20 protein-coding genes are annotated in these 23,488 nt (G+C 73.3%); 7 read left to right on the forward strand and 13 right to left on the reverse strand.

The genetic code is table 11. The annotated features are described in order from the left end of the window. The first annotated feature begins 521 nt into the window (after window positions 1–521). Window positions 522–1,553 (forward strand): tryptophan--tRNA ligase, encoded by a 1,032-nt coding sequence (gene trpS, locus ACIG0D_RS29540; RefSeq protein WP_399806815.1) that lies wholly within the window; start codon window positions 522–524, stop codon window positions 1,551–1,553. Here the strand turns inward: trpS and ACIG0D_RS29545 are convergent. Next, on the reverse strand, window positions 1,487–2,482 hold the full coding sequence (locus ACIG0D_RS29545) for a GlxA family transcriptional regulator (RefSeq protein ID WP_399806818.1): 996 nt from the start codon (window positions 2,480–2,482) through the stop codon (window positions 1,487–1,489). The two genes, trpS and ACIG0D_RS29545, sit on opposite strands and share 67 nt — an antisense overlap. 75 nt (window positions 2,483–2,557) lie before the next feature. Here ACIG0D_RS29545 and ACIG0D_RS29550 point away from each other — a divergent pair, with 75 nt between their 5' ends. Beyond that, window positions 2,558–3,142: a cysteine hydrolase family protein gene (locus ACIG0D_RS29550; RefSeq protein WP_399806821.1), complete on the forward strand. Its 585-nt coding sequence runs from the start codon at window positions 2,558–2,560 to the stop codon at window positions 3,140–3,142. A gap of 22 nt (window positions 3,143–3,164) precedes the next feature. Here the strand turns inward: ACIG0D_RS29550 and proC are convergent, their stop codons facing one another. The 6 genes from proC to ACIG0D_RS29580 form a co-directional block, all read right to left on the reverse strand. After that, a complete protein-coding gene (gene proC, locus ACIG0D_RS29555; protein ID WP_365766486.1) occupies window positions 3,165–3,977 on the reverse strand; it encodes a pyrroline-5-carboxylate reductase in 813 nt (270 codons plus the stop codon). A gap of 94 nt (window positions 3,978–4,071) precedes the next feature. Next, window positions 4,072–4,842, reverse strand: coding sequence for an ABC transporter permease (locus tag ACIG0D_RS29560; RefSeq protein ID WP_399806825.1), 771 nt, complete (start codon window positions 4,840–4,842; stop codon window positions 4,072–4,074). Then, entirely contained in the window at window positions 4,839–5,684 is an 846-nt protein-coding gene (locus tag ACIG0D_RS29565; RefSeq protein ID WP_399806827.1) for an ABC transporter ATP-binding protein, read from the reverse strand. The genes ACIG0D_RS29560 and ACIG0D_RS29565 overlap by 4 nt, the downstream gene beginning before the upstream one ends. Before the next feature lie 62 nt (window positions 5,685–5,746). Beyond that, window positions 5,747–6,550: a class I SAM-dependent methyltransferase gene (locus ACIG0D_RS29570; RefSeq protein ID WP_399806829.1), complete on the reverse strand. Its 804-nt coding sequence runs from the start codon at window positions 6,548–6,550 to the stop codon at window positions 5,747–5,749. Between the two features lie 256 nt (window positions 6,551–6,806). Then, on the reverse strand, window positions 6,807–7,322 hold the full coding sequence (locus tag ACIG0D_RS29575; RefSeq protein ID WP_399806831.1) for an EamA/RhaT family transporter: 516 nt from the start codon (window positions 7,320–7,322) through the stop codon (window positions 6,807–6,809). A gap of 258 nt (window positions 7,323–7,580) precedes the next feature. Beyond that, on the reverse strand, window positions 7,581–7,916 hold the full coding sequence (locus ACIG0D_RS29580; RefSeq protein ID WP_399806834.1) for an SH3 domain-containing protein: 336 nt from the start codon (window positions 7,914–7,916) through the stop codon (window positions 7,581–7,583). A 187-nt stretch (window positions 7,917–8,103) separates the two neighbouring features. Between ACIG0D_RS29580 and ACIG0D_RS29585 the strand changes: the two genes are divergently transcribed. Continuing rightward, on the forward strand, window positions 8,104–10,422 hold the full coding sequence (locus ACIG0D_RS29585) for a serine/threonine-protein kinase (protein WP_399806837.1): 2,319 nt from the start codon (window positions 8,104–8,106) through the stop codon (window positions 10,420–10,422). Between the two features lie 262 nt (window positions 10,423–10,684). Here the strand turns inward: ACIG0D_RS29585 and ilvD are convergent, their stop codons facing one another. From ilvD to ACIG0D_RS29605, 4 genes are all read right to left on the reverse strand, one after another. Further along, window positions 10,685–12,538, reverse strand: a complete 1,854-nt coding sequence (gene ilvD / locus ACIG0D_RS29590; protein ID WP_399806840.1) for a dihydroxy-acid dehydratase — start codon at window positions 12,536–12,538, stop codon at window positions 10,685–10,687. 164 nt (window positions 12,539–12,702) lie between these two features. Further along, window positions 12,703–13,317, reverse strand: coding sequence for a TetR family transcriptional regulator (locus ACIG0D_RS29595; RefSeq protein ID WP_365766494.1), 615 nt, complete (start codon window positions 13,315–13,317; stop codon window positions 12,703–12,705). Further along, complete coding sequence (locus tag ACIG0D_RS29600; RefSeq protein ID WP_399806842.1) at window positions 13,314–14,138, reverse strand: sugar phosphate isomerase/epimerase family protein; 825 nt, start codon at window positions 14,136–14,138, stop codon at window positions 13,314–13,316. Before ACIG0D_RS29600 ends, ACIG0D_RS29595 begins: the two co-directional genes overlap by 4 nt. 260 nt (window positions 14,139–14,398) lie before the next feature. Further along, the gene (locus tag ACIG0D_RS29605; RefSeq protein ID WP_399806845.1) at window positions 14,399–15,331 is read right to left on the reverse strand and encodes a Ppx/GppA family phosphatase; all 933 of its coding nucleotides are present in this window, start codon (window positions 15,329–15,331) and stop codon (window positions 14,399–14,401) included. A 104-nt stretch (window positions 15,332–15,435) separates the two neighbouring features. Between ACIG0D_RS29605 and ACIG0D_RS29610 the strand changes: the two genes are divergently transcribed. Further along, complete coding sequence (locus ACIG0D_RS29610) at window positions 15,436–16,314, forward strand: hypothetical protein (protein ID WP_399806848.1); 879 nt, start codon at window positions 15,436–15,438, stop codon at window positions 16,312–16,314. Window positions 16,315–16,329: 15 nt separating this feature from the next. On the opposite strand, the gene ACIG0D_RS29615 is transcribed toward ACIG0D_RS29610, so the two are convergent. Beyond that, complete coding sequence (locus ACIG0D_RS29615) at window positions 16,330–18,051, reverse strand: hypothetical protein (RefSeq protein ID WP_399806850.1); 1,722 nt, start codon at window positions 18,049–18,051, stop codon at window positions 16,330–16,332. Window positions 18,052–18,388: 337 nt separating this feature from the next. Between ACIG0D_RS29615 and radA the strand changes: the two genes are divergently transcribed. Then, window positions 18,389–19,798, forward strand: a complete 1,410-nt coding sequence (radA, locus tag ACIG0D_RS29620; protein ID WP_365768271.1) for a DNA repair protein RadA — start codon at window positions 18,389–18,391, stop codon at window positions 19,796–19,798. Between the two features lie 81 nt (window positions 19,799–19,879). After that, the gene (gene disA / locus ACIG0D_RS29625; protein ID WP_166001139.1) at window positions 19,880–21,004 is read left to right on the forward strand and encodes a DNA integrity scanning diadenylate cyclase DisA; all 1,125 of its coding nucleotides are present in this window, start codon (window positions 19,880–19,882) and stop codon (window positions 21,002–21,004) included. A gap of 83 nt (window positions 21,005–21,087) precedes the next feature. On the opposite strand, the gene ACIG0D_RS29630 is transcribed toward disA, so the two are convergent. After that, window positions 21,088–21,939: a hypothetical protein gene (locus ACIG0D_RS29630; protein WP_399806854.1), complete on the reverse strand. Its 852-nt coding sequence runs from the start codon at window positions 21,937–21,939 to the stop codon at window positions 21,088–21,090. A 405-nt stretch (window positions 21,940–22,344) separates the two neighbouring features. Between ACIG0D_RS29630 and ACIG0D_RS29635 the strand changes: the two genes are divergently transcribed. Then, complete coding sequence (locus tag ACIG0D_RS29635; protein ID WP_399806857.1) at window positions 22,345–23,328, forward strand: A/G-specific adenine glycosylase; 984 nt, start codon at window positions 22,345–22,347, stop codon at window positions 23,326–23,328. Window positions 23,329–23,488 lie beyond the last annotated feature (160 nt).

Genomic DNA, 23,488 nt, shown 5'->3' on the forward strand with positions numbered 1-23,488 from the left:
TTCCCTTTCCGGCGGTTCCGACTCTATCAGATCCTTTCGGGCCTGACTCCCAGTCAGAGGGGGATTGCCTTCCCGGCTGTTGGGCCGTTCCGACGAGTGAGACTTTAGCGGATTCCTCGCTCCCGAGCTAATCGGGGGCTGCGTCCTTTCGAACGTGGATTCCTCATTCCGTAAATACGCATACCAATGGCACGACGACAGATCGACTGCACGTCGAGAGTGGTTTGGTACTTGCGGAATGGCTGTCCGGGGACCGACCGGAGTCGGCGCTCACGTCGGACAACTCGGAGTACCTTACGGATGGGTGTGGGGCGTGTCAACTCCGGGACGGGAGGCACCCCTGCGGCGTATCGTGGGCGTTGTGACTACGCGTACGTGTACCCAGCAGTGGTGGGCCGCCTGACGGCGGCCGTCCTCACGTATGCACTCAACGGCCGCCGCCTACGGCGGCCGTAGTCGTATCTCCCTCCGGGAGGGGCGGTCGTCGGTGACGGCGGCGGCCTTGACCAGGAGGTGGAGAGATGAAGCGGGTCTTCAGCGGGGTCAAGCCGACCGGGCATCTGACGCTGGGGAACTACCTGGGGGCCATGCGGCGGTGGGCCGCGGTGGACCAGTACCAGGCGGACGCGTTGTTCTGCGTCGTCGATCTGCACGCGCTGACCGTGGAGCACGATCCGGCGCGGGTGCGGCGGCTCAGCCGGCAGGCGGCCTCGCTGTTGCTCGCGTCGGGGCTGGATCCCGAGCGGTGCACCGTCTTCGTGCAGAGCCATGTGGACGAGCACGCGCGGCTGTCGTATCTGCTCGAGTGCGTGGCCACCGACGGGGAGATGCGGCGGATGATCCAGTACAAGGAGAAGGCCGTGCGGGAGCGGGGGCGCGGCGGGAGTGTGCGGCTGTCGCTGCTGACGTATCCGGTGCTGATGGCGGCGGACATCCTGGCGTACGGGACCGACGAGGTGCCGGTGGGGGACGATCAGACGCAGCATGTGGAGCTGGCGCGGGATCTGGCCGTGCGGTTCAACCAGCGGTACGGGCACACGTTCACGGTGCCGCGGGCCACGGCTCCGGGGGTGGCGGCGCGGGTGATGAACCTCCAGGAGCCGGCGTCGAAGATGGGGAAGAGCGACGACGTCGGGCCGGGGATCGTGTATCTGCTCGACGAGCCGGACGTGGTGCGCAAGAAGGTCATGCGGGCGGTGACGGACAGCGGGCAGGACGTCGTGTACGACCGGGAGGCTCGGCCGGGTGTCGCGAATCTGCTGGAGATTCTCGCCGCCTGTACGGGTGGGGACCCGGAGGCGCTGAGTGGTGGATACGGGTCGTACGGCGCGTTGAAGAGGGACACCGCGGAGGCGGTGGTCGAGCTGCTGAGGCCGGTGCAGGCGAGGCACAAGGAGTTGTGTGCGGATCCCGGTTATGTGGAGGGGGTGCTGCGGGAGGGTGCCGAGCGAGCCCGGGGGATGGCCCGGCCGACCGTGGACGCCGCTTATCGCGCGATCGGGTTGCTGCCTGCGCCGGCTGACGCGGGGGCGGTGCTGAACGCGGCGCGGTAGGCGCGGGGGCTGGTGGCGAGGCGCGATGCGAAGTGCTGGCGCATCGTGACCTCGCTGCCGAAGCCGGCGCGGCGGGCGACCTCGGGCATGGGGAGGTCGGTGCGTTCGAGGAGCTTCTGGGCCGCGGCGATGCGCTGGTCGAGGAGCCAGCGCAGGGGTGTGGTGCCGGTCTCGGCGGTGAAGCGGCGGGCGAAGGTGCGCGGTGACATGCCCGCGTGGGCGGCGAGGCCGGCGACCGTGAGCGGTTCGTGCAGATGGCGCAGGGCGTGTTCGCGTACGGCGGCGAGGGTGTCGGCGTCGCGGTCCGTGCGGGGGGTGGGCTGTTCGATGAACTGGGCCTGGGTGCCGGTGCGGAAGGGGGCCGTGACCATGGAGCGGGCGATGGTGGCGGCGGCCTCGGCGCCGTGGGCGCGGCGGACGAGGTGGAGGCAGAGGTCGATGCCGGCGGCGGTGCCGGCCGCGGTCCAGATGTCGTCGTCCTCGATGAACAGGGCGTCGGGGACGACCGTGACGCGTGGGTGCCGGGTGCGGAGGAGGTCGACGAGGGCCCAGTGGGTGATGGCGCGGCGGCCGTCGAGGAGACCGGCCTGGGCGAGCGTGAAGGCGCCGCCGCAGAGGGCGGCGAGGGTGGTGCCGCGGGCGTGGGCGCGGCGCAGGGCGTCGAGGACGGGGGTGGGTGCGGGGGTGAGGTGGTCGTCGAGGCCGGGGATCAGGATCAGGTCGGCTCGGGAGAGCCAGGTGAGGGTGCGGTCGGGGAGGAGGGAGAGGCCGCCGCGCATCGGGACGGGGGTGGTGGTGTCGGTGGCGACGCGGCGCAGGTCGAAGGCGGGGACGCCGCGGTCGGTGCGGTCGGTGCCCCAGACCTCGGTGATGACGGAGACGTCGAAGGCGCGGATGCCGGGGAAGGCGACCAGGGCCACGCGGTACATGGGTGGCAGTAAACCATCGATCGATGACTTTCGTGCCTCTGGGGCGGGCGGCGGGCGGGCGTCATGCTGCTGGGCATGGAGATCGTGAGGAACGCAGCGCTGCTGGTCGTGGATGTGCAGAAGGGCTTCGAGGAGTCCGGGTTCTGGGGGCCGCGGAACAATCCGGGGGCCGACGAGAACATCGGCGCGCTCATCGACGTATGGCAGGGGACGGGGCGGCCGGTGGTGTTCGTACGGCATGACTCGGTGCATCGGGAGTCGCCGTTGCGGCCGGGGCGGGAGGGCAACGACTTCAAGGAGTACGTGGCGCGGCGGCGTGGGAAGGGGGCCGGGGGTGAGCTGCTGGTGACGAAGACCGTGAACTCGGCTTTCTACGGCACGCCGGATCTGGATGCCTGGCTGAGGGCGGAGGGGGTCGGGCAGCTGGTGGTGGCCGGGATCCAGACGAACATGTGTGTGGAGACGACCGCGCGGATGGCCGGGAATCTGGGCTACGACGTGGTGGTGGCGTACGACGCGACGTACACGTTCGATCTGGCCGGGCCGTTCGGCTGGCGCATGCGTGCGGAGGACGTGGCGCGGGCGTCGGCGGTGTCGCTGCACGGGGGCGGGTTCGCGCGGGTGGTGCTCACGAAGGAGGTCGTGGACGCGGCGAGGTGACCCGCCCCTGGGCGGGCGGCCGTCAGCTGTTGTTGCCGGAGGCGAGTTCGCGGCTGCGGTCGCGGGCGGCTTCGAGGGCGGCGATGAGGGCGGCCCGTACGCCGTGGTTCTCCAGCTCGCGGATGGCGTTGATGGTGGTGCCGGCGGGGGAGGTGACGTTCTCGCGCAGCTTGACGGGGTGTTCGCCGCTGTCGCGGAGCATGGTGGCGGCGCCGATCGCGGACTGGACGATCAGGTCGTGGGCCTTGTCGCGGGGCAGGCCGAGGAGGATGCCGGCGTCGGTCATGGCTTCGACGAGGTAGAAGAAGTAGGCCGGGCCCGAGCCGGAGAGGGCGGTGCAGGCGTCCTGCTGGGACTCGGGGACGCGGAGGGTCTTGCCGACGGCGCCGAAGATCTCCTCGGTGTGGGCGAGGTGGTCGGCGGTGGCGTGGGTGCCGGCGGAGATGACGGACATGGCCTCGTCGACGAGGGCGGGGGTGTTCGTCATGACGCGGACGACCGGGGTGCCGGGGGCGAGGCGTTCCTCGAAGTACGCGGTGGGGATGCCGGCGGCGCCGCTGATGACCAGGCGGTCGGCGGGGACGTGGGGGGCGAGTTCGTCGAGGAGGGTGCCCATGTCCTGCGGCTTGACCGTGAGGATCAGGGTGTCGGCGGTCTTGGCGGCTTCCGCGTTGGTGACCGGGGTGACTCCGTAGCGGGTGCGGAGTTCTTCGGCTCGCTCGGGGCGGCGGGCGGTGACCAGGAGGTCGGCGGGGGTCCAGCCGGCGCGGATCATTCCGCTGAGCAGGGCTTCGCCGATCTTGCCGGTGCCGAGGACTGCGACTTTCTGGGTCATGGCTGGGGTGCCCTCCGGGGTGTGCGTCGTCCGGGGCCATCCTCGCACCCGGGGGTGCGCGGCGGGCCGGGTGTCCGGTGGGCGGACGGCCGGGTCAGGGGGTGCGGCGGCGCAGCGTCGCGGCGCCGAGGGCGAGGACGAGGAGGGCGGAGCCGGCGACGATCAGCGTGTCGCGGACGAAGTCGGCGGTCATGTCGGTGTGCCGGACGACCTCGTTCATGCCGTCGACGGCGTAGGACATGGGCAGCACGTCGGAGATGGCTTCGAGGACCGGGTGCATGGCGTCCCTCGGGGTGAACAGGCCGCAGAGGAGGAGCTGCGGGAAGATCACGGCGGGCATGAACTGGACGGCCTGGAACTCGGAGGCCGCGAAGGCGGAGACGAACAGGCCGAGGGCGGTGCCGAGCAGGGCGTCGAGGAGGGCGACCAGCAGGAGCAGCCAGGGCGAGCCGGTGACGTCGAGGCCGAGGGCCCACAGGGCGAGGGCGGTGGCGAGGGCGGACTGGATGATCGCCAGGGTGCCGAAGGCGAGGGCGTAGCCCGCGATGAGGTCGCCTTTGCCGAGGGGCATGGCGAGGAGGCGTTCGAGGGTGCCCGAGGTGCGTTCGCGCAGGGTGGCGATGGAGGTCACCAGGAACATGGTGACCAGGGGGAAGATCCCGAGGAGCGAGGCGCCGATGTTGTCGAAGGTGCGCGGGCTGCCGTCGAAGACGTAGCGCAGCAGGAGCAGCATCAGGCAGGGGATCAGGAGCAGCAGCGCGATCGTGCGCGGGTCGTGGGCGAGCTGGCGCAGGACGCGGGCGGCGGTGGCGGTGGTGCGGCTGGTGGGGGCGGGCCGTGGCCCCGGGGCGGTGGTGGTGCTCATCGGGTGGTCTCCTTCGCGCGGCCCGCGGCCTGGTCGACCAGGTGGAGGAAGGCCGCTTCGACGGTGTCGGCGCCGGTGCGGGAGCGCAGGGCGTCGGGGGTGTCCTCGGCGAGGATCTCTCCCTCGCGCATCAGCAGCAGGCGGTGGCAGCGCTCGGCCTCGTCCATGACGTGGGAGGAGATGAGGAGGGTGGCGCCGCGGGTGGCGGCGATGTCGTGGAAGAGGTTCCACAGGTCGCGGCGCAGGACGGGGTCGAGGCCGACGGTGGGCTCGTCGAGGACGAGGAGTTCGGGGGCGCCGAGCAGGGCGACGGCGAGGGAGACGCGGCTGCGCTGGCCGCCGGAGAGGTTGCCGGCGAGCGTGTCGGCGTGGCGGGTGAGGTCGACGTCGGCGATGGCCCGGTCGACGTCGTGCCGGCGGTGCTCGGCGGCGGCGCGGCCCGGGGTGAGGACGGCGGCGAAGTAGGCGAGGTTCTGGCGGACCGTGAGGTCGTCGTAGACGGACGGGGCTTGGGTGACGTAGCCGATACGGGTGCGCAGGGCGGGGTGGCCGGCGGGGCGGCCGAGGACGTCGAGGGTGCCGGTGACCTTGGCCTGGGTGCCGACGATCGCGCGTATGAGGGTGGATTTGCCGCAGCCGGAGGGGCCGAGGAGGCCGGTGATCCGGCCGCGGGGGACGGTGAAGCGGAGGTCGCGGAGGACGGTGCGGGAGCCGCGGACGACGGTGAGGCCGTCGGCGTGGAGGGCGGCGTGGTCGGTGGGTTCGGTGGTGTGGCCGGTCGGTTCGGTGGTTTGGTCGGTCGGTTCGGGGGTGTCGGGAGGCCTCGCCTGGTTATTCATCATGTGATGAATAATCCTCCTGGGGCTCGGCCTCGTCAAGCGGCGTGGAGGGGCGCCGGGGCCGGTCAGGACACCGTGGTGACCAGGAGTTCCACGTCGTAGACCTCCTCGACCGTGCCGTCCGGGAAGCGGCGCAGGAGGTGGTCCCGCTCCTCGGCGAGGAAGGCCGCGCCGCGTTCCGGGCCGTGCACCAGGAAGTAGGAGTGGCTGCCGAGGTTGGCGAGGTGGATGTCGAGCGGGACGCGGCGGCTCCAGCGGACGACCTCGCGGACGCAGCGCGGGGTCACGTCCGTGGCGGCCGTCTCCAGCGCGGCGGTGAACGCCGGGAGGGCGCTGGTGCCGGGGGCGCGGCTGCCCCAGGAGACGACCACGTCCTCGCCGTAGTGACGGCGGAGGCGGTCCGTCTGCTCCGCGATCCACGGGACGTCCTGCGCCTCCAGGTTCCACCAGAGCGCGAGCGCGCCGCCGCGCCGCAGTACGCGGAACGCCTCCGGCAGGGCGCGGGCGGGGTCGGTCCAGTGCCAGGCCTGGGCGTACGTGACGAAGTCGGCGCAGGAGTCGGCGAGCGGGAGGGCGTTGCCGTTGCCGCGGACGAGCGGGATGGCGGGGTGGGCGCGGCGGAACTCGGCGGCCATGCCGTCACCCGGCTCCACCGCGACGACGTGCGCGCCGCGCCGGTGCAGGAGGGCGGTCGCTATGCCGGTGCCGGCGCCGATGTCCGCGACCCGGGCGCCGGCGAAGGGGCGGCCGGCGAGCTCCTCGATCGCGTCGAACACGGCGGGCGGATAGGAAGGGCGGTTCGCGGCGTACTGGGCCGCGGCGGCGTTGAAGGAGTGGGCCCGGGCGGAGTGGGACGACGAAGTCGGCATGGGGCCATGGTGACCACCGGGGTGAGCGGGGGTGGGCCGTTTCGGGAAGTCCGGGGGTCGTCGGCCGGGCGGGGTGGGGCGGCTTCGGGACGTCCGGGAGTCGTCGGCCGGGCGGGGCGGGCCGTTTCGGGACGTCCGGGGGTCGTCGGCCGGGCGGGGTGGGGCGGCTTCGGGACGTCCGGGAGTCGTCGGCCGGGCGGGGCGGGCCGCTTCGGGACCTCCGGGAGCCGTCGGCCGGGCGGGGCGGGGCCGGGCGTCAGCGGCGGCGCTTCTTCGACGGGTTGCCGGTGCGGCGGGACGTGCGCTTCTCGTGCCGGGCGAGGGCGGCCTCGTACTCCCGGCGGTGGAGCTTCTCGCCGGGGGCCTCGGTGAGGGAGCGGAAGAAGTAGGCGAGGAGGGAGCCGGCGAAGCCGATGGAGAGCAGGCCGCGCAGGGAGGCCCGGCGCTCGGGGTCGGGGCGCTTGCCGAAGCTCTCCCAGGTGTGTCCGAAGGCGAGCGCGCTGCAGACCGCGAACATGCCCACGACCAGCAGCGAGACCAGGTTGCCGGTGTTGGCGATCAGCAGGCCCTCGTACGCGAAGCGCAGCACCAGGCAGGAGACGACGGCGGCGGCGAGTGAGCCGGCGGAGACGGCGACGCGGCGCAGGGCGTAGCCGTTGTCGTGGTGCAGCCAGGTCGTGCCGAAGAAGCGGATGGGCTCCGGGCGGGGGCCTGTGGTGCTGGGCTGGGAGCCCGCGGGGGTCGTCGTCGGGGTGCCGGTTTCGTCGCTCACGCGTCGATTATGGCTCCCGGGGGACGACGGGCCGGGTGCGGGCTCCCAGTGGTGTCAGGCGCCAGGCCTAGGGGGTGTCTCGTCGATCAGGCCGGATCAGCGAGCGGCGTCTGGTGCCGTGCATCGCAAGGCGGAGGAGGGAGTCAACGCGGAGCGTTGGCGACCGACGACAACGCGGCGAGGCGCGGCACCAGGCGTCGGGAGCCCGGCATGATCGACGAGACGCCCCCTAAGGCGTTTCGTGGTGTCAGGTGGACGTCAGAGGCAGCGCGAGGCGACGTAGCCGTCGGTGCCCGTGTTCACGTAGGCGTCCGAGACGTACTCGCCCTGGCTGATGTTGTCCCAGATGTTCGAGGTGCCGTAGGGGCCGGTGATCGTCTCGCCGGGGCGCTGGCAGAAGATCGGGACGCGGGCGCCCTCGTTCAGGACGCGGACGATCGGGTAGTTGGTGCCGGGGCCGCTTCGGACGTTGAGCCGGACGCCCGGGGCGACCGGGTAGTAGCGCAGGGCCGTCGTCGTGACGGCCTCGGCCGCCGTCTCGGCCGGTGCGGCCTCGGCGACGCCGACGGCCTCTGCCGTGTTGTCCACGGACATGGAAAACCTCCCCCGTTGACCCATGGCTCCGATCGGCCATGGGATCGCGTTGATTCCCTTCAGTCGCGCCTCGAAACATATGTACGCAACTCGCACACGGAGGCTAGCAAGCCGCCTCTGTCCCGTACGAGTCATCGACTAGGCTCCGTGCGTCGCGCTGCGCGGACGAAGAGCACGGGGGTGGTCCATGGCGCCACAGCGCAACACCGGGGCGGGCGCGGAAGCGGAACTTCCGGAGTACGCCGGTGACTACCGCCTGGAGTCCTGTCTGGGCTCGGGCGGCATGGGCGTCGTACACCTCGCGCGCAGCCCCTCCGGGATGAAGCTCGCGGTGAAGGTCGTGCACGCGGAGTTCGCCAGGGACCCCGAGTTCAGGGGGCGGTTCCGGCAGGAGGTGGCGGCGGCACGACGGGTCAGCGGCGCTTTCACGGCGCCGGTCGTCGACGCCGACCCGGAGGCCGAACGGCCCTGGATGGCCACGCTGTTCATCCCCGGCCCCACCCTCTCCGAGGAAGTGAAGCGGAACGGGCCCATGCCCGCGGCCCAGTTGCGCCGACTGATGGCGGGACTGGCGGAGGCGCTGCGCGACATCCACCGGGTGGGGGTCGTGCACCGGGACTTGAAGCCGAGCAACGTGCTACTCGCCGAGGACGGGCCGAAGGTCATCGACTTCGGCATCTCCCGGCCGAAGGACAGCGAACTGCGCACCGAGACCGGGAAGTTGATCGGTACGCCGCCGTTCATGGCGCCCGAGCAGTTCCGGCGTCCGCGCGAGGTGGGGCCCGCCGCCGACATCTTCGCGCTGGGCTCGGTCATGGTGCACGCGGCGACGGGGCGCGGGCCGTTCGACTCCGACAGTCCGTATGTCGTCGCCTACCAGGTCGTCCATGACGAGCCCGATCTGACCGGCGTACCGGAGGGACTTGCTCCGCTGGTGCTGCGGTGTCTGGCGAAGGAGCCGGAAGAGCGGCCCACCCCGGACGAGTTGATGCGCGAGCTGCGGTCGCTCGCGGCGTCGTACGACACGCAGGCGTTCATACCGGCGCAGCGGGTGGCCGAGAAGGCGGGGGGCGGGCCCGCGAGTGCGGGGCTTGCCGGTCTCGCCGCTGAGGAAGTGGCCGCGCGGGGCGGGGACTCGGGGGCGGGTGGCCGGGCGGGGGCCGATGCGGGTGCCGGCGCGGAGGCAGAGGTGGGCGCCGACGCCGAGGCCGGTGGGGATGCGGGTGCCGACGTGCGGGCGGGCGCGGGGGCCTGGGGACGCGTCCGCCGGGTTCCGGGAGCCGGTGCGGACGGTGGCGGCGGCGTCCCCGCGCGGACCGGGCGTCGGCGGTTCGTCCTCGCCGGGCTCGCCGCCGTCGTCCTCGTCGGCGGTGCGCTGGTGTCGGTGCGGGCGCTCGGCGGGGCGGGCGGGGCGGGCGGGGCGCCGGAGGACACCTCGCCCCGGACGGCGTTCAGCGCGTGGGCGGCGAAGCCCGTGGCGCGGGGCGGGGCGGTGCCGCAGTGCGCGTACGGCGCGGGGCTGCTGCTGTGCTCGCGGCCGGGGCAGGTCTTCGCGCTCGACCCGGCCGACGGCACGCGCGCGTGGACGCGGTCCGCCGCGACCGGCCCGACCAGCGGGCCGCCCGTCGTCTCGGGCGGCCTGGTGCAGCCCGACACGGACGGCGGCCGGCGGCTCGTCGCGCTCGACCCCGCCTCGGGCACGGAGGTCTGGCATCAGGACCTGCCGCGGCAGTCCGCGACGGGGTACGCCGGGAGCATGCTGCTGCTCACCCGCGCCGACGGGACGGTCACCGGGGTGGACAGCGCGACCGGCGAGAACCGGTGGAGCCGGCGGATCACGGGCCACGCCATGCCGTCCTTCGTGGCCTTCGCCGGGGACCCGCTGGCCTACGCGGCGACCCCGTCCGGCGACGGCACGGGCACGCGCGTCAGCGCGGTGGACCCGGCGACCGGGGAGGTGCGCTGGACGGCCGAGCTGGAGGGCACGGTGCGGCCGGTCGGCTCGGCGGAGACGGAGCCCGGTTCCCGCTTCCGGTCCGTGTACTTCACCGCCGTCGACTCCGTCTACGGCGACACGGACGCCGTCGTCCGCTACGACCCGCACTCCCGCGCGGCGGACCGGGTGGCGTTGCCGGTGCCGCGGCAGGACACGCAGGCGACCGTGCACGGTGACGTGGTGTACGTGCTCGGGGCGGGCGGTTCGCTGGAGGCGTTCGACCTGGCGCGCGGGAAGCGGCTGTGGCATCTGGAGACCTCGGTGAGCCGGGGTTCGGCGCCGGTCTCCGACGGGCGGCTGGTGTACTTCACGGCCGCCGACGGGCGGCTGATCGGCGTGGACGCCCGGACCGGGAAGCTGGTCGGGCAGACGCCCGCGCGGCTGGGCGCGGACTCCGACAAGGTCGCCGGTGAGGTGCCCGCGCCGGTGCTGGTGGGCACGCGGGTGTACGCGGCGGCGCCGGACGGCACGGTCTTCGGCGTGGACGGGCGGGACCCGGGCGGCTGGTGAGCCGCCGTACCGTGTGCCGCCGCTCCGTCGGACGGGTGCCGCCGCACCTCGAACCGGTGCCGCCGCACCGTCGGACGGGTGCCGCCGCACCTCGAACCGGTGCCCCCGCTCCGTCGGACGGGTGCCGCCGCACCTCGGACCGGTGCCCCCGCACCGCAGAACGCAGTGCCGCCCGTACGACCGAAGCGGCCACCTCGTGCGTGGAGGTGGCCGCTTCGGTGGCGTGAGGGGGCGGGGTCAGCCGAGCTTGCAGACGGCGGGGTCAGCCGAGCTTGCCGACGTCCCGGACGGCGCCCTTGTCCGCGCTGGTGGCCATCGCGGCGTAGGCGCGCAGCGCGGCCGAGACCTTGCGGTCGCGGTTCTTCGGGGCGTACACGCCGTTCAGGGCCTGCTCGCGGCGGGCCAGTTCGGCGTCGTCGACCAGCAGCTCGATCGAGCGGTTCGGGATGTCGATGCGGATGCGGTCGCCGTCCTCGACGAGGGCGATGGTGCCGCCGGACGCCGCCTCCGGGGAGGCGTGGCCGATGGAGAGGCCGGAGGTGCCGCCGGAGAAGCGGCCGTCGGTGATCAGCGCGCAGGTCTTGCCGAGGCCGCGGCCCTTGAGGAAGGACGTCGGGTAGAGCATCTCCTGCATGCCGGGGCCGCCCTTGGGGCCCTCGTAGCGGATGACGACCACGTCGCCGTCGGTGACCTGCTTGTTGAGGATCTTCTCGACGGCCTCCTCCTGCGACTCGCAGACGACGGCCGGGCCCTCGAAGGTCCAGATCGACTCGTCGACGCCGGCCGTCTTCACGACGCAGCCGTCGACGGCCAGGTTGCCCTTGAGGACGGCGAGGCCGCCGTCCTTGGAGTAGGCGTGCTCGGCGGAGCGGATGCAGCCGTTCTCGGCGTCGGTGTCGAGCGCCTCCCAGCGCTCGGACTGGGAGAAGGCCTCGGCGGAGCGGACGCAGCCGGGGGCGGCGTGCCACAGCTCGACGGCCTCGGGGGACGGGGAGCCGCCGCGCACGTCCCAGGTCTTGAGCCAGTCGGAGAGGGAGGGGCTGTGGACGGCGTGGACGTCCTCGTTGAGCAGGCCCGCGCGGTGCAGTTCGCCGAGGAGGGCGGGGATGCCGCCCGCGCGGTGCACGTCCTCCATGTAGTACGTGCGGTCCTTGGCGACGTTGGGCGCGACCTTCGCCAGGCAGGGGACGCGGCGGGAGACGGCGTCGATCTCCTCCAGGCCGAAGGGGACGCCGGCCTCCTGGGCGGCGGCCAGCAGGTGGAGGATCGTGTTGGTGGAGCCGCCCATCGCGATGTCCAGGGCCATCGCGTTCTCGAAGGCGGCGAAGGTGGCGATGTTGCGGGGCAGGACCGAGTCGTCGTCCTGCTCGTAGTAGCGCCGGGTCAGGTCCATGACCGTGCGGGCGGCGTTCTCGTAGAGCGCGCGGCGGGCGGTGTGGGTGGCGAGGACCGAGCCGTTGCCGGGGAGGGAGAGGCCGATGGCCTCGGTCAGGCAGTTCATCGAGTTGGCGGTGAACATGCCGGAACAGGAACCGCAGGTCGGACAGGCGTTCTCCTCGATACGGAGGATGTCCTCGTCCGAGATCTTGTCGTTCACCGCGTCGGAGATCGCGTCGACCAGGTCGAGCGTACGGACCGTGCCGTCGACCAGGGTGGCGCGGCCGGACTCCATGGGGCCGCCGGAGACGAAGACCGCGGGGATGTTGAGGCGCAGGGCGGCCATCAGCATGCCCGGGGTGATCTTGTCGCAGTTGGAGATGCAGACCAGGGCGTCGGCGCAGTGCGCCTCCACCATGTACTCCACGCTGTCGGCGATCAGGTCGCGGGACGGCAGGCTGTAGAGCATGCCGCCGTGGCCCATGGCGATGCCGTCGTCGACGGCGATGGTGTTGAACTCGCGCGGGATGCCGCCCGCCTCCTTGATCGCCTCGCTGACGATCCGGCCGACCGGCTGGAGGTGGGTGTGGCCCGGCACGAACTCGGTGAAGCTGTTGGCGACCGCGATGATGGGCTTCCGGCCGATGTCCGCACCCGGTACACCGGAGGCGCGCATCAGGGCGCGGGCGCCCGCCATGTTGCGGCCGTGGGTGACTGTGCGGGACCTCAGCTCGGGCATCGTCGCTCGCTCCTTCGGGATCTCTGCCAGAGACTTCTGGAAGAGTCAGAGAGTTCTGGATGAGTCGAGCGTACGCCGGGGGTACGACAGCCCGGGCGGGCTGTCCGGAATACGGACAGGCGTCTCAGGGATCAGCACCGCGGGAGGCCTGGCGACCTCGGCGTTCAGGGGGTGGTGAGATGCCCCTGCACCACCGGTGCGACCCGCTCGATGATCACTTCGATGTCGGTCGAGGCGATCGGCTCCAGCTTGATCACATAGCGCAGCATGGCGACGCCGACCAGCTGGGCGGCGGCCAGCTCCGCGCGCAGCTCGGCGTCGGGCAGGCCGAGCCGGGCGGCGACGCGGCGCAGCAGCTGGCCGGCGACCAGGCGGCGGAAGACGGCGGCGGCCACCTCGTTGGTGAGGGCGGACCGCAGGACGGCCAGCAAGGGCGCACGGGTCACCGGGTTCTCCCAGATCCCGAACAGGAACCGGGCGAACCGCTCGCCGACCTCCTCGTCCGGCCCCTCGAAGATGACGTCCGGTGCGCGGAGGGCGGGCGCGAAGACGGTCTCCACCGCGGCCTGGAAGACCTGCTCCTTGGTGCCGAAGTAGTGGTGCACCAGCGCGGAGTCGACACCGGCGGCCTTGGCGATGCCCCGTACGGAGGTCTTCTCGTAGCCGCGTTCGGAGAACTCCTCGCGGGCCGCCGTCAGGATGCGGTCGCGGGTGTCGCCCGCCGAACCGGACTCCGTACGGCGCGGGCGGCCCCGGCGGCGGGTGGTCGGGTCGGTCATCGCCGGGGGACCCGCGCCGCGGAGGCCAGGTGGAGGCGGGTGAAGGCCAGGGCCTCGGCGAGGTCGGCCTCGCGCTCGGCGCTGGACATGGCACGGCGGGTGTTGACCTCGATGACGACGTGGCCGTCGAAGCCGCTGAGGGCGAGGCGTTCCAGCACTTCGGCGCAGGGCTGGGTGCCGCGGCCGGGGACCAGGTGCTCGTCCTTGGCGGAGCCGTTGCCGTCGGCGAGGTGGATGTGGCCGAGCCGGTCGCCCATGCGGTCGATCATCTGGAGGGCGTCGGTGCGGGCGGTCGCCGTGTGGCTGAGGTCGATCGTGAAGTGGCGGTAGTCGTCCTTGGTGACGTCCCAGTCGGGGGCGTACGCCAGCATCTCGCGGTCGCGGTAGCGCCAGGGGTACATGTTCTCGACGGCGAACCGCACATCCGTCTCGTTCGCCATCCGCCAGATTCCGGCGACGAAGTCCCGCGCGTACTGGCGCTGCCAGCGGAACGGCGGGTGGACGACGACCGTGCTCGCGCCGAGCTTCTCGGCCGCCGCGCGGGCCCGCTGGAGTTTCACCCAGGGGTCGGTGGTCCACACGCGCTGGGTGATGAGCAGGCAGGGGGCGTGGACGGCGAGGATCGGGACGTGGTGGTAGTCGCTGAGCCGGCGCAGTGCCTCGATGTCCTGGCTGACCGGGTCGTTCCACACCATGACCTCGACGCCGTCGTACCCGAGGCGCGCGGCGATCTCGAAGGCCGTCGCCGTCGACTCCGGATAGACCGAGGCCGTCGACAGGGCGACCTTCGCATCCGGGATGCGCACCACTGGTTCTGCCACGAAGGACAGGGTACGGGGCGCCGCTGGGCACTGGGGGGCGGGTGGGCGGTGTGCTGCGGTCGGGACCGGTGGCAATCGGCCACGCGCGCGGGGGCGGTTCGCGCCCCCTGTGGCCCACCTGTTGGCTTACGCGCGCGGGGGGCCGGTTCGCCCTCGCGGGTCCACGCGCGCGTGCGCCCGCCGAGCGCCGCTCCCCCGCCGGCGACCCCTTCGACCGCGGGTCCACGCGCGCGTGGAGGCCGTTCGTCCCGTGACCGTCCTCACTCTCCCGGCATGTGGTCCAGGCGGCGCAGGATGATGCCCTCGCGCAGGGCCCAGGGGCAGATCTCCAGGGTCTCCACGCCGAAGAGGTCCATCGCGCCCTCGGCGACGAGCGCGCCGGCCAGGAGCTGGGCCGCGCGGCCCTCGGAGACGCCGGGGAGTTCGGCGCGTTCCGCGGTGGTCATGGCGGCGAGGCGGGGGACCCAGGACTCCAGGGAGGACCGCTTGAGCTCGCGCTGGACGTAGAGGCCCTCGGCGGAGCGGGCGGCGCCGCCGATGCGGGCGAGCTGCTTGAAGGTCTTGGAGGTGGCGACGACGTGGTCGGGGGCGCCGAAGCGGGCGAACTCCCCGACCGTGCGGGCGATCTGCGCGCGCACGTGGCGGCGCAGCGCGCGGACGTCGTCGGGGGCGGGCGGGTCGCCGGGGAGCCAGGCGGCGGTGAGACGGCCGGCGCCGAGCGGGAGGGAGACGGCCGCGTCGGGTTCCTCGTCGATGCCGTAGGCGATCTCCAGGGAGCCGCCGCCGATGTCCAGGACGAGCAGCTTCCCGGCGGACCAGCCGAACCAGCGGCGGGCGGCGAGGAAGGTCAGCCGGGCCTCCTCGGCGCCGCTGAGGACCTGGAGCTCGACGCCGGTCTCGTCCTTCACGCGCTTGAGGACGTCGTCGGCGTTGCCGGCCTCGCGGACGGCGGAGGTGGCGAACGGCAGCAGTTCCTCGACGCCCTTGTCCTCGGCGGCCTGGAGCGCGTCGTGGATCACGGCGATCAGCTTGTCGACCCCGTCGCGGCCGATGGCGCCGCTGTCGTCGAGCAGCTGGGCGAGGCGAAGCTCCACCTTGTGCGAGTGCGCGGGCAGCGGCCGCGCACCGGGGTGCGCGTCCACCACCAGCAGATGCACCGTGTTCGATCCCACGTCGAGGACACCGAGTCTCATGTACGGAACGCTACTGCGCGCCGGGCCGCCGGCCGCCGCCGGTACCGCGCGGGATCCGGCCGCGGAGGTCCCGGCGGCCCGTTCCGGCGACTTACCCTGGTCCCGTGCCAAAGACGAAAAAGGCGAAGGACGAAAAGACGACCAAGAAGTCCAAGAAGGACAAAAAGGTCCTGGGTTCTTCGCAGGCGACAGCCCCGAAGGACGCCCCGACGAGCCTGCCTCAGGCCCCGGCGGACGACGAGAAGGGCCTCGACTTCGCCCGCGCGTGGGTGGAGTTCCCCGATCCGGCCGACGACGAGCAGGTCTTCCGCTGTGATCTGACATGGCTGACCTCTCGCTGGAACTGCATCTTCGGGAGCGGCTGCCAGGGCATCCAGGCGGGCCGCGCGGACGACGGCTGCTGCACGCTGGGCGCGCACTTCTCCGACGAGGACGACGAGAAGCGGGTCGCCGAGCATGTGGCGAGGCTCACGCCGGAGATCTGGCAGCACCACGACGTCGGCATGGAGACGGGCTGGATCTCCGAGGACGACGAGGGTTCCCGGCAGACCCGCCCGTACCAGGGCTCGTGCATCTTCCAGAACCGCCCCGGCTTCGCGGGCGGCGCGGGCTGCTCGCTGCACATCCTCGCCCTGAAGGAGGGCCGCGAGCCGCTGGAGACCAAGCCGGACGTCTGCTGGCAGCTGCCGATCCGGCGGACGTACGACTGGATCGACCGGCCCGACGACACGCGGGTGCTCCAGGTGTCGATCGGCGAGTACGACCGCCGCGGCTGGGGTCCGGGCGGCCACGACCTGCACTGGTGGTGCACGTCGGCGACCTCGGCGCACGGCGCGGGCGAGCCGGTGTACGTGTCGTACCGCGCGGAGCTGACCGAGCTGATGGGCAAGGCGGGCTACGACCGGCTGGTCGAGCTGTGCGAGCAGCGGCTGGCCTCGCAGCTGCCGCTGGTGGCCCCGCATCCCGCGGACCCGGTCGACTGACGCGGGGCGAACCGGTCAGGACGTGACCGGGCTCGGGTCGCCGCTCCCGCCGGACGGCGGCGGCGAGCCCGCGGGGTCGGACGGGGTGGTCGCGCTGGGCGTGGGTTCCGGGTCGGGCGACGGGGGCGGGCTGCTGGACGGCGGGTCCGTGGGCACGGTCGGCGTGGGCGTCGGCTCGGGGCCGGACGACGGGGGCGGGCCGGCGGGCGTGCTCGGCGCGGGGGCCGGGCCGGGGTCGGACGGGGCGGGCGCCGTGCCGTAGCCCGCGATGGAGACGACGGCGCCGGCCGGTGAGATCGCCACCCGCGCGGTCCAGTGCCCGGACGGCTCGCGCAGCGGATCGACGTAGACCTTGATGGTGATCGACTCGCCGGGGCGCAGGGTGCCCGAGGACTGGCTGAAGTAGAGCCAGGAGGCGCTCGTGGACGCGGACCAGCGCACCGGTGCGTGGCCGGTGGCGGTGAGCGTGACGAGGGTCGTGTCGCCGCTGTGGCCGGCGGTGACCTCCAGCTGTCCGGCGCCCTTCTGCCCGGCTCCGGCGACGCTGACGACCTCGACGGAGACATCGGGGTCGCCGCCGGAGGGGCGTCCGCCGGGGTGGGTGCTGGCGTTGCCGGCGTTCTCGTAACCGCCGCCCGCCGCCTCGCCGGCGAGGCCGTCGTCGCGGCTGGCGGTGGCCCCGCGGCCGGCCTCGCCCTCGCCCGTGACGGGGGCGCCCCGGTAGGCGGACCACAGGGCGATCACCGGGGCGGCGACGACGGTGGCGACGACGGTCGTGGTGACGGCACGCGCGCGCAGGCGGTCCCGGCGGGCGGCGCGGTCCTTGGGGTCCATGGGGAAGCCGCGCCGGTCGAAGCGGGGCGCGGCGGCTCCCCGCGCGCGCGGGTGGTGCGCCATCGCCATGTGCAGGGCCGCGCGGGGCGCCTCCAGGACGGGCAGCGCGGCGGGCGTGACGGTCGCGCCGGGCCAGCGGCCGGGGACCGCGCGTTGGGCGCCGCGGCGGCAGCGCGGACAGTCGTCGACGTGCCGGACCAGCTCACGGCGCAGGGCCGGACTGAGGACGAGCCTGCGGTCCCCGGTGAGGTGGGCGACGCCGGGGCAGCTGCCGCTCTCCACGACGGCGAGCGCCGCGCGGGTGCGTTCCACCTCGCAGGCCGCCGCGGCCAGCAGGTCGCGGGCGGCGGCCGGCTCCATGCCGAGCACGGCGGCGACCTCGTGGGCGGCCAGGTGGTGGCGTACGGCCAGTTCCAGTGCCTCGCGCTGCTCCGGGGTGGTGCCGGCCGCCTCCGGCCAGGCGAGCAGGGCCAGTTCGCGCCGGCGCTGCTCCTGGACCTCCTCGGAGACCGAGGGCGCGGCGGGCGGCGCGGCGCGCCGGCGCGCGGGGCTGTGGCGGCCCGCCGCGTGGGTGGCCTGACGTTTCTGCTTGGCCTCGGCCAGCTTGCGCAGACAGGCCCAGCGGGCCAGCGCGTACAACCAGGCGCGGCGGTCCCCTGCCGCTTCGGGGGCGCGCTGGCCGCGCCGCTCGGCGACGGACAGCACCTCGCCGAGGGCGGCGGTGGCGGCGTCGTGGTCGCAGAGTACGGAGAGGCAGTAGGTGAACAGTCCGTCGAGGTAGGGCTCGTAACGGGCGGGCGGGCGGTGCGCGAGCGTGCGCGCCGCAGCGCGGTCACGCGCCTCGCGGTGCACCCGGTGCGCGGCGGGGCTGCGGGTCGAGGTCTCCGGGCTGCTGCTCATCACCCGGCGACCGTAGGGGGCCGGAGAAGGGCCCTTCTGCCCCCTTGAGCACTTTTAATCCGTACGGGTGAAACGATCCCTCATAAGGGGACAGGAAGATCTTGTCCCGTGCCGATTCCGGGTGAGTGGCGGGAGCGCGTGGCTCGGTGGGCGGTGAGGGCGGCTCGGTGGGCGGTGCTCGGTGCCCGCGGGGCCGGGTGGGCGGTGCTCGGTGCCCGCGGGACCGGGCGGGCGGCGCTCGGTGCCCGCGGGGCCGGGTGAGGGGTGCCCGCGGCCGGGCGGAGGGTGCGCGAGGCCCGGCGTGGCCGCGTTGTCAGTGGGGCCGGTTACGGTTTCGTGCATGGCTGCCCGTACGAAGACCACCAAGGACCGTCCGTCCTACCGCTGCACCGAGTGCGGCTGGCAGACGGCGAAGTGGCTCGGCCGCTGCCCCGAGTGCCAGGCGTGGGGGACGGTCGAGGAGTACGGCGCGCCCGCGGTGCGGACCACGACGCCGGGCCGGGTCACCACCTCCGCGCTGCCGATCGGCCAGGTCGACGGCCGCCAGGCCACCGCCCGCTCCACCGGCGTGCCCGAGCTGGACCGGGTGCTCGGCGGCGGCCTGGTGCCCGGCGCGGTCGTTCTGCTCGCGGGCGAGCCCGGCGTCGGCAAGTCGACCCTGCTGCTGGACGTGGCGGCCAAGTCGGCGAGCGAGGAGCACCGGACCCTGTACGTCACGGGCGAGGAGTCGGCCAGCCAGGTCAGGCTGCGCGCCGACCGGATCGGCGCGCTCGACGAACATCTGTATCTCGCCGCGGAGACCGACCTGTCCGCCGTCCTCGGCCACTTGGACGCGGTGAAGCCCTCGCTGCTGATCCTGGACTCGGTGCAGACGGTGGCCTCCCCGGAGATCGACGGCGCCCCCGGCGGCATGGCCCAGGTCCGCGAGGTGGCCGGCGCCCTGATCCGGGCCTCCAAGGAGCGCGGCATGTCCACCCTTCTGGTGGGTCATGTCACCAAGGACGGCGCGATCGCCGGCCCGCGCCTGCTGGAGCACCTGGTGGACGTCGTCCTGCACTTCGAGGGCGACCGGCACGCCCGCCTCCGCCTGGTCCGGGGCGTCAAGAACCGCTACGGCGCGACGGACGAGGTCGGCTGCTTCGAACTGCACGACGAGGGCATCGTGGGCCTCGCCGACCCGAGCGGACTTTTCCTGACACGTCGTGACGAACCGGTCCCGGGCACCTGTCTGACCGTCACCCTGGAGGGCCGCCGCCCCCTGGTCGCCGAGGTCCAGGCGCTCACCGTCGACTCCCAGATCCCCTCGCCCCGGCGCACCACCTCCGGTCTCGAGACCTCCCGGGTGTCGATGATGCTGGCCGTGCTGGAGCAGCGCGGCCGGATCAGCGCCCTGGGCAAAAGGGACATCTACTCCGCGACGGTCGGCGGTGTGAAGCTCTCCGAGCCGGCCGCCGACCTCGCGATCGCCCTCGCCCTCGCGTCGGCAGCGAGCGACACCCCGCTGCCGAAGAACCTCGTCGCGATCGGTGAGGTCGGGCTCGCGGGCGAGGTCAGACGGGTCACGGGGGTCCAGCGCCGGCTCGCCGAGGCGCACCGTCTGGGGTTCACGCACGCCCTCGTCCCGGGCGACCCGGGGAAGATCCCGGCCGGTATGAAGGTCCTGGAAGTCGCCGACATAGGGGACGCCCTGAGGGTCCTCCCCCGCTCCCGTCGCCGAGAGGCCCCCCGGGAGGCGGAGGACCGCCGGTAGACTTTGCCCTGGTCTCGCCCGTCCGTACGAACCGAGTGCGCGTTGCGGGAACGCCCCAGAACCTGCGACCGGAGGAGTGCAGTGGCAGCCAACGACCGGGCGGCAGCTCCCGGAAAGTCCGGTGGGAGTTCCGGTGCCGATGGCCTGATGCGCGCCTCACTGAGCGCCGTGGCACCCGGCACGGCCCTGCGCGACGGACTGGAGCGGGTGCTGCGCGGCAACACCGGCGGTCTGATCGTGCTCGGCTCCGACAAGACCGTCGAGGCGATGTGCACGGGCGGATTCGTCCTCGACGTCGAGTTCACCGCGACCCGGCTGCGCGAGCTGTGCAAGCTCGACGGCGGCATCGTGCTCTCCTCGGACCTGTCGAAGATCCTGCGCGCGGGTGTGCAGTTCGTGCCCGACGCGACGATCCCGACCGAGGAGACCGGCACCCGGCACCGCACCGCGGACCGGGTCAGCAAGCAGGTCGGCTTCCCCGTGGTCTCCGTCTCCCAGTCCATGCGCCTCATCGCGCTCTACGTCGACGGCCAGCGCCGCGTCCTGGAGGACTCGGCGGCGATCCTCTCCCGCGCCAACCAGGCGCTCGCCACCCTGGAGCGCTACAAGCTCCGTCTCGACGAGGTCGCGGGCACGCTGTCGGCGCTGGAGATCGAGGACCTGGTGACGGTCCGGGACGTGTCCGCGGTCGCCCAGCGGCTGGAGATGGTGCGCCGGATCGCCACCGAGATCGCCGAGTACGTGGTGGAGCTGGGCACCGACGGCCGTCTGCTGGCGCTCCAGCTGGACGAGTTGATCGCCGGTGTGGAGCCCGAGCGGGAGCTGGTCGTACGGGACTATGTGCCCGAGCCGACCGCCAAGCGCTCCCGCACGGTCGACGAGGCGCTGTCCGAGCTGGACGCGCTGACCCACGCGGAGCTGCTGGAACTGACGACGGTGGCCCGCGCGTTGGGGTACACCGGCTCGCCCGAGTCTCTCGACTCCGCGGTGTCGCCGCGCGGCTTCCGGCTGCTGGCGAAGGTGCCGCGGCTGCCGGGCGCCATCATCGACCGGCTGGTGGAGCACTTCGGCGGCCTGCAGAAGCTGCTCGCCGCGAGCGTGGACGACCTCCAGACCGTGGACGGCGTGGGCGAGGCCCGGGCGCGGAGCGTGCGGGAGGGGCTGTCGCGGCTGGCGGAGAGCTCGATCCTGGAGCGGTACGTCTGAGAGCGGCGGCCGCGCGGCCACCAAGACGAGGGAGAGGGCCGCACCCCGGCGGGGTGCGGCCCTCTTCTGTGTGTCTGTCCGGTTCAGTCCGCGTCCAGCACGAACGACGTCTGCACCTTCGCGAATCCCGCGGCCTTGGCCTCCAGCAGATACGTGCCCGCCTTGGCCGACCCCGCCGGAGGCGTCGCGCACTCGGGGGCGCTCGGCTTGCGGTCCCACTCCACGGTGTAGGTGATGCTGCTGCCGGCCGGAACCCGGTAACGGAGGTGGGCGGCGCCCTTGGGGCAGTGGGCGGACGACCAGTAGGCGTCGTCGGCGTCGGCCTGAGTGACCGTCAACACCGCGCCACGCGGCCCGAGATCGACCTTGCAGTCGCTGCCCGAGGTGTTCTTCGCGGTGATCCGGAACGCGGGCGTCTGGTCCGGTGAGTAGGAGTTGCGGACACTGCGGACGGTCAAGGTGACGGCCCCGGGCGTGCAGTTGGGCAGCGAGGAGCCCGCGGGCAGCGCGTCGCCCGCGCCCACGCCGCCGGCCGCGGCACCGGAGTCGCCCGGCTTGCCGTCCATGTCACCGGAACCGCCCGCACCCGTGCCGGTGCCCGACCCGTCGTCCGATCCGTCGCCGGAGCCGTCGCCCGTACCGTCACCGGAACCGGCGGAGTCCCCCGATCCGCCAGAGTCCTCGCCGCCCGACTCGTCGCGCCCGCCCGGGTGTTCGCTGATCGCCGGTCCGGAACCGGACGGTCCGGCGGTGATCGTGGGGAGCGGGTTTTTGCCGTTGGAACCACCGGCGTCGTTGGATCCGCCGCCGTCGCCCGAGGTGACGACCCAGGTGATCACCAGCGCCAACAGAACGATCACAGACAGCAGGACCACCCTCCGTCGCCAGTAGATGGAGGAGGGAAGCGGCCCGACCGGATTGCGCAGAGATCCCACGGCGCAAACTGTACGAGAGATCGGCGCGTTAGCTTGCCCCACCCGCCGCTCCAGGCCGCAACTTTTCCGGATCATCATTCCGGAATCAGAGGTTCCGCACCGGCCCCGCCAACCGGCCCCGCACCGACCCTGCCGACCGGGTCCCGCACCGGCCCCGCCGGCCGGCCCCGCGCCGCCCCCGCACCGACCTCGCCGACCGCCCCCGCGTTCGCGATCGCGCGCCTTGCACCTCTGGCCATAGCTCCCCGGACGCCCGGGCCCCACGCGAACACGCTCGCCCACGCCGACACGCTCGCCCGCCCGCGCTCACCGCTCCCCCACCCGCACCCACCCGGGCCGACCCCGACCCGCCCCACCCCGCCGTAACCCCGTCCGCCGCCCCCGGCATGGCAGGATCGGAAGGCCATGACTGCGCCCACGAAGCCCCCGCACCGCACGATCCCCGACTCTCCGCACGGCGCCCACGACAGCCTCGCCGACGCCGCGGCCGACGCGGCCGACGCGCCCGGCGTCCCCGGCAAGGAGCTGCACGCCCCCGTCATCGCCTGGTTCGACGAGCACGCCCGCGATCTGCCGTGGCGGCGCCCGGAGGCCGGGCCGTGGGGTGTGATGGTCAGCGAGTTCATGCTCCAGCAGACGCCGGTGAGCCGCGTCCTGCCCGTCTACGAGCAGTGGATGGCGCGCTGGCCGCGCCCCGCCGACCTCGCCCAGGAGCCGCCCGGCGAGGCGGTCCGCGCCTGGGGCCGGCTCGGCTACCCGCGCCGCGCCCTGCGCCTGCACGGCGCCGCGGTCGCGATAACGGAACGGCACGGCGGGGACGTACCGACCGACCACGCGCAGCTGCTCGCCCTGCCCGGCATCGGCGAGTACACGGCCGCCGCGGTCGCCTCGTTCGCGTACGGCCAGCGGCACGCGGTGCTGGACACCAATGTGCGCCGGGTCTTCGCCCGCGCGGTCACCGGAGTGCAGTACCCGCCGAACGCCACCACCGCCGCCGAACGGAGGCTGGCCCGCGCGCTGCTCCCCGAGGACGAGCGGACCGCCGCGCGCTGGGCCGCCGCGTCGATGGAGCTGGGCGCGCTGGTGTGCACCGCCAAGAACGAGAGCTGCCACCGCTGCCCGATCACCGCGCAGTGCGCCTGGCACCTCGCGGGCAAGCCGGAGCACGACGGTCCGCCGCGCCGCGGCCAGACGTACGCGGGCACCGACCGCCAGGTCCGCGGCAAGCTGCTCGCCGTACTGCGCGAGGCCCATGGCCCCGTCCCGCAGGCGGCGCTGGACCGGGTGTGGCACGAGCCGGTGCAGCGTGCCCGGGCGCTGGACGGTCTGGTCTCCGACGGGCTCGTCGAGCCGCTGCCGGGTGGGATGTACCGGCTGCCGCTGAGCTGACCGCCGTAACGGAAGCGACGCGGCACTGCGCCGTGTCGGCAGGGGCGCCGACGGGACGAATCGCCGCATCACCGGACCGAACGGCCCGCCCCTTTACCCCGCCCCTACTTTCGTTACACAACCGACGGACAGCCGATTGACAGTCGCAGGCTGCTTCGGA

This window comes from Streptomyces sp. NPDC052773 (assembly GCF_044547145.1).
GTDB lineage: Bacteria > Actinomycetota > Actinomycetes > Streptomycetales > Streptomycetaceae > Streptomyces.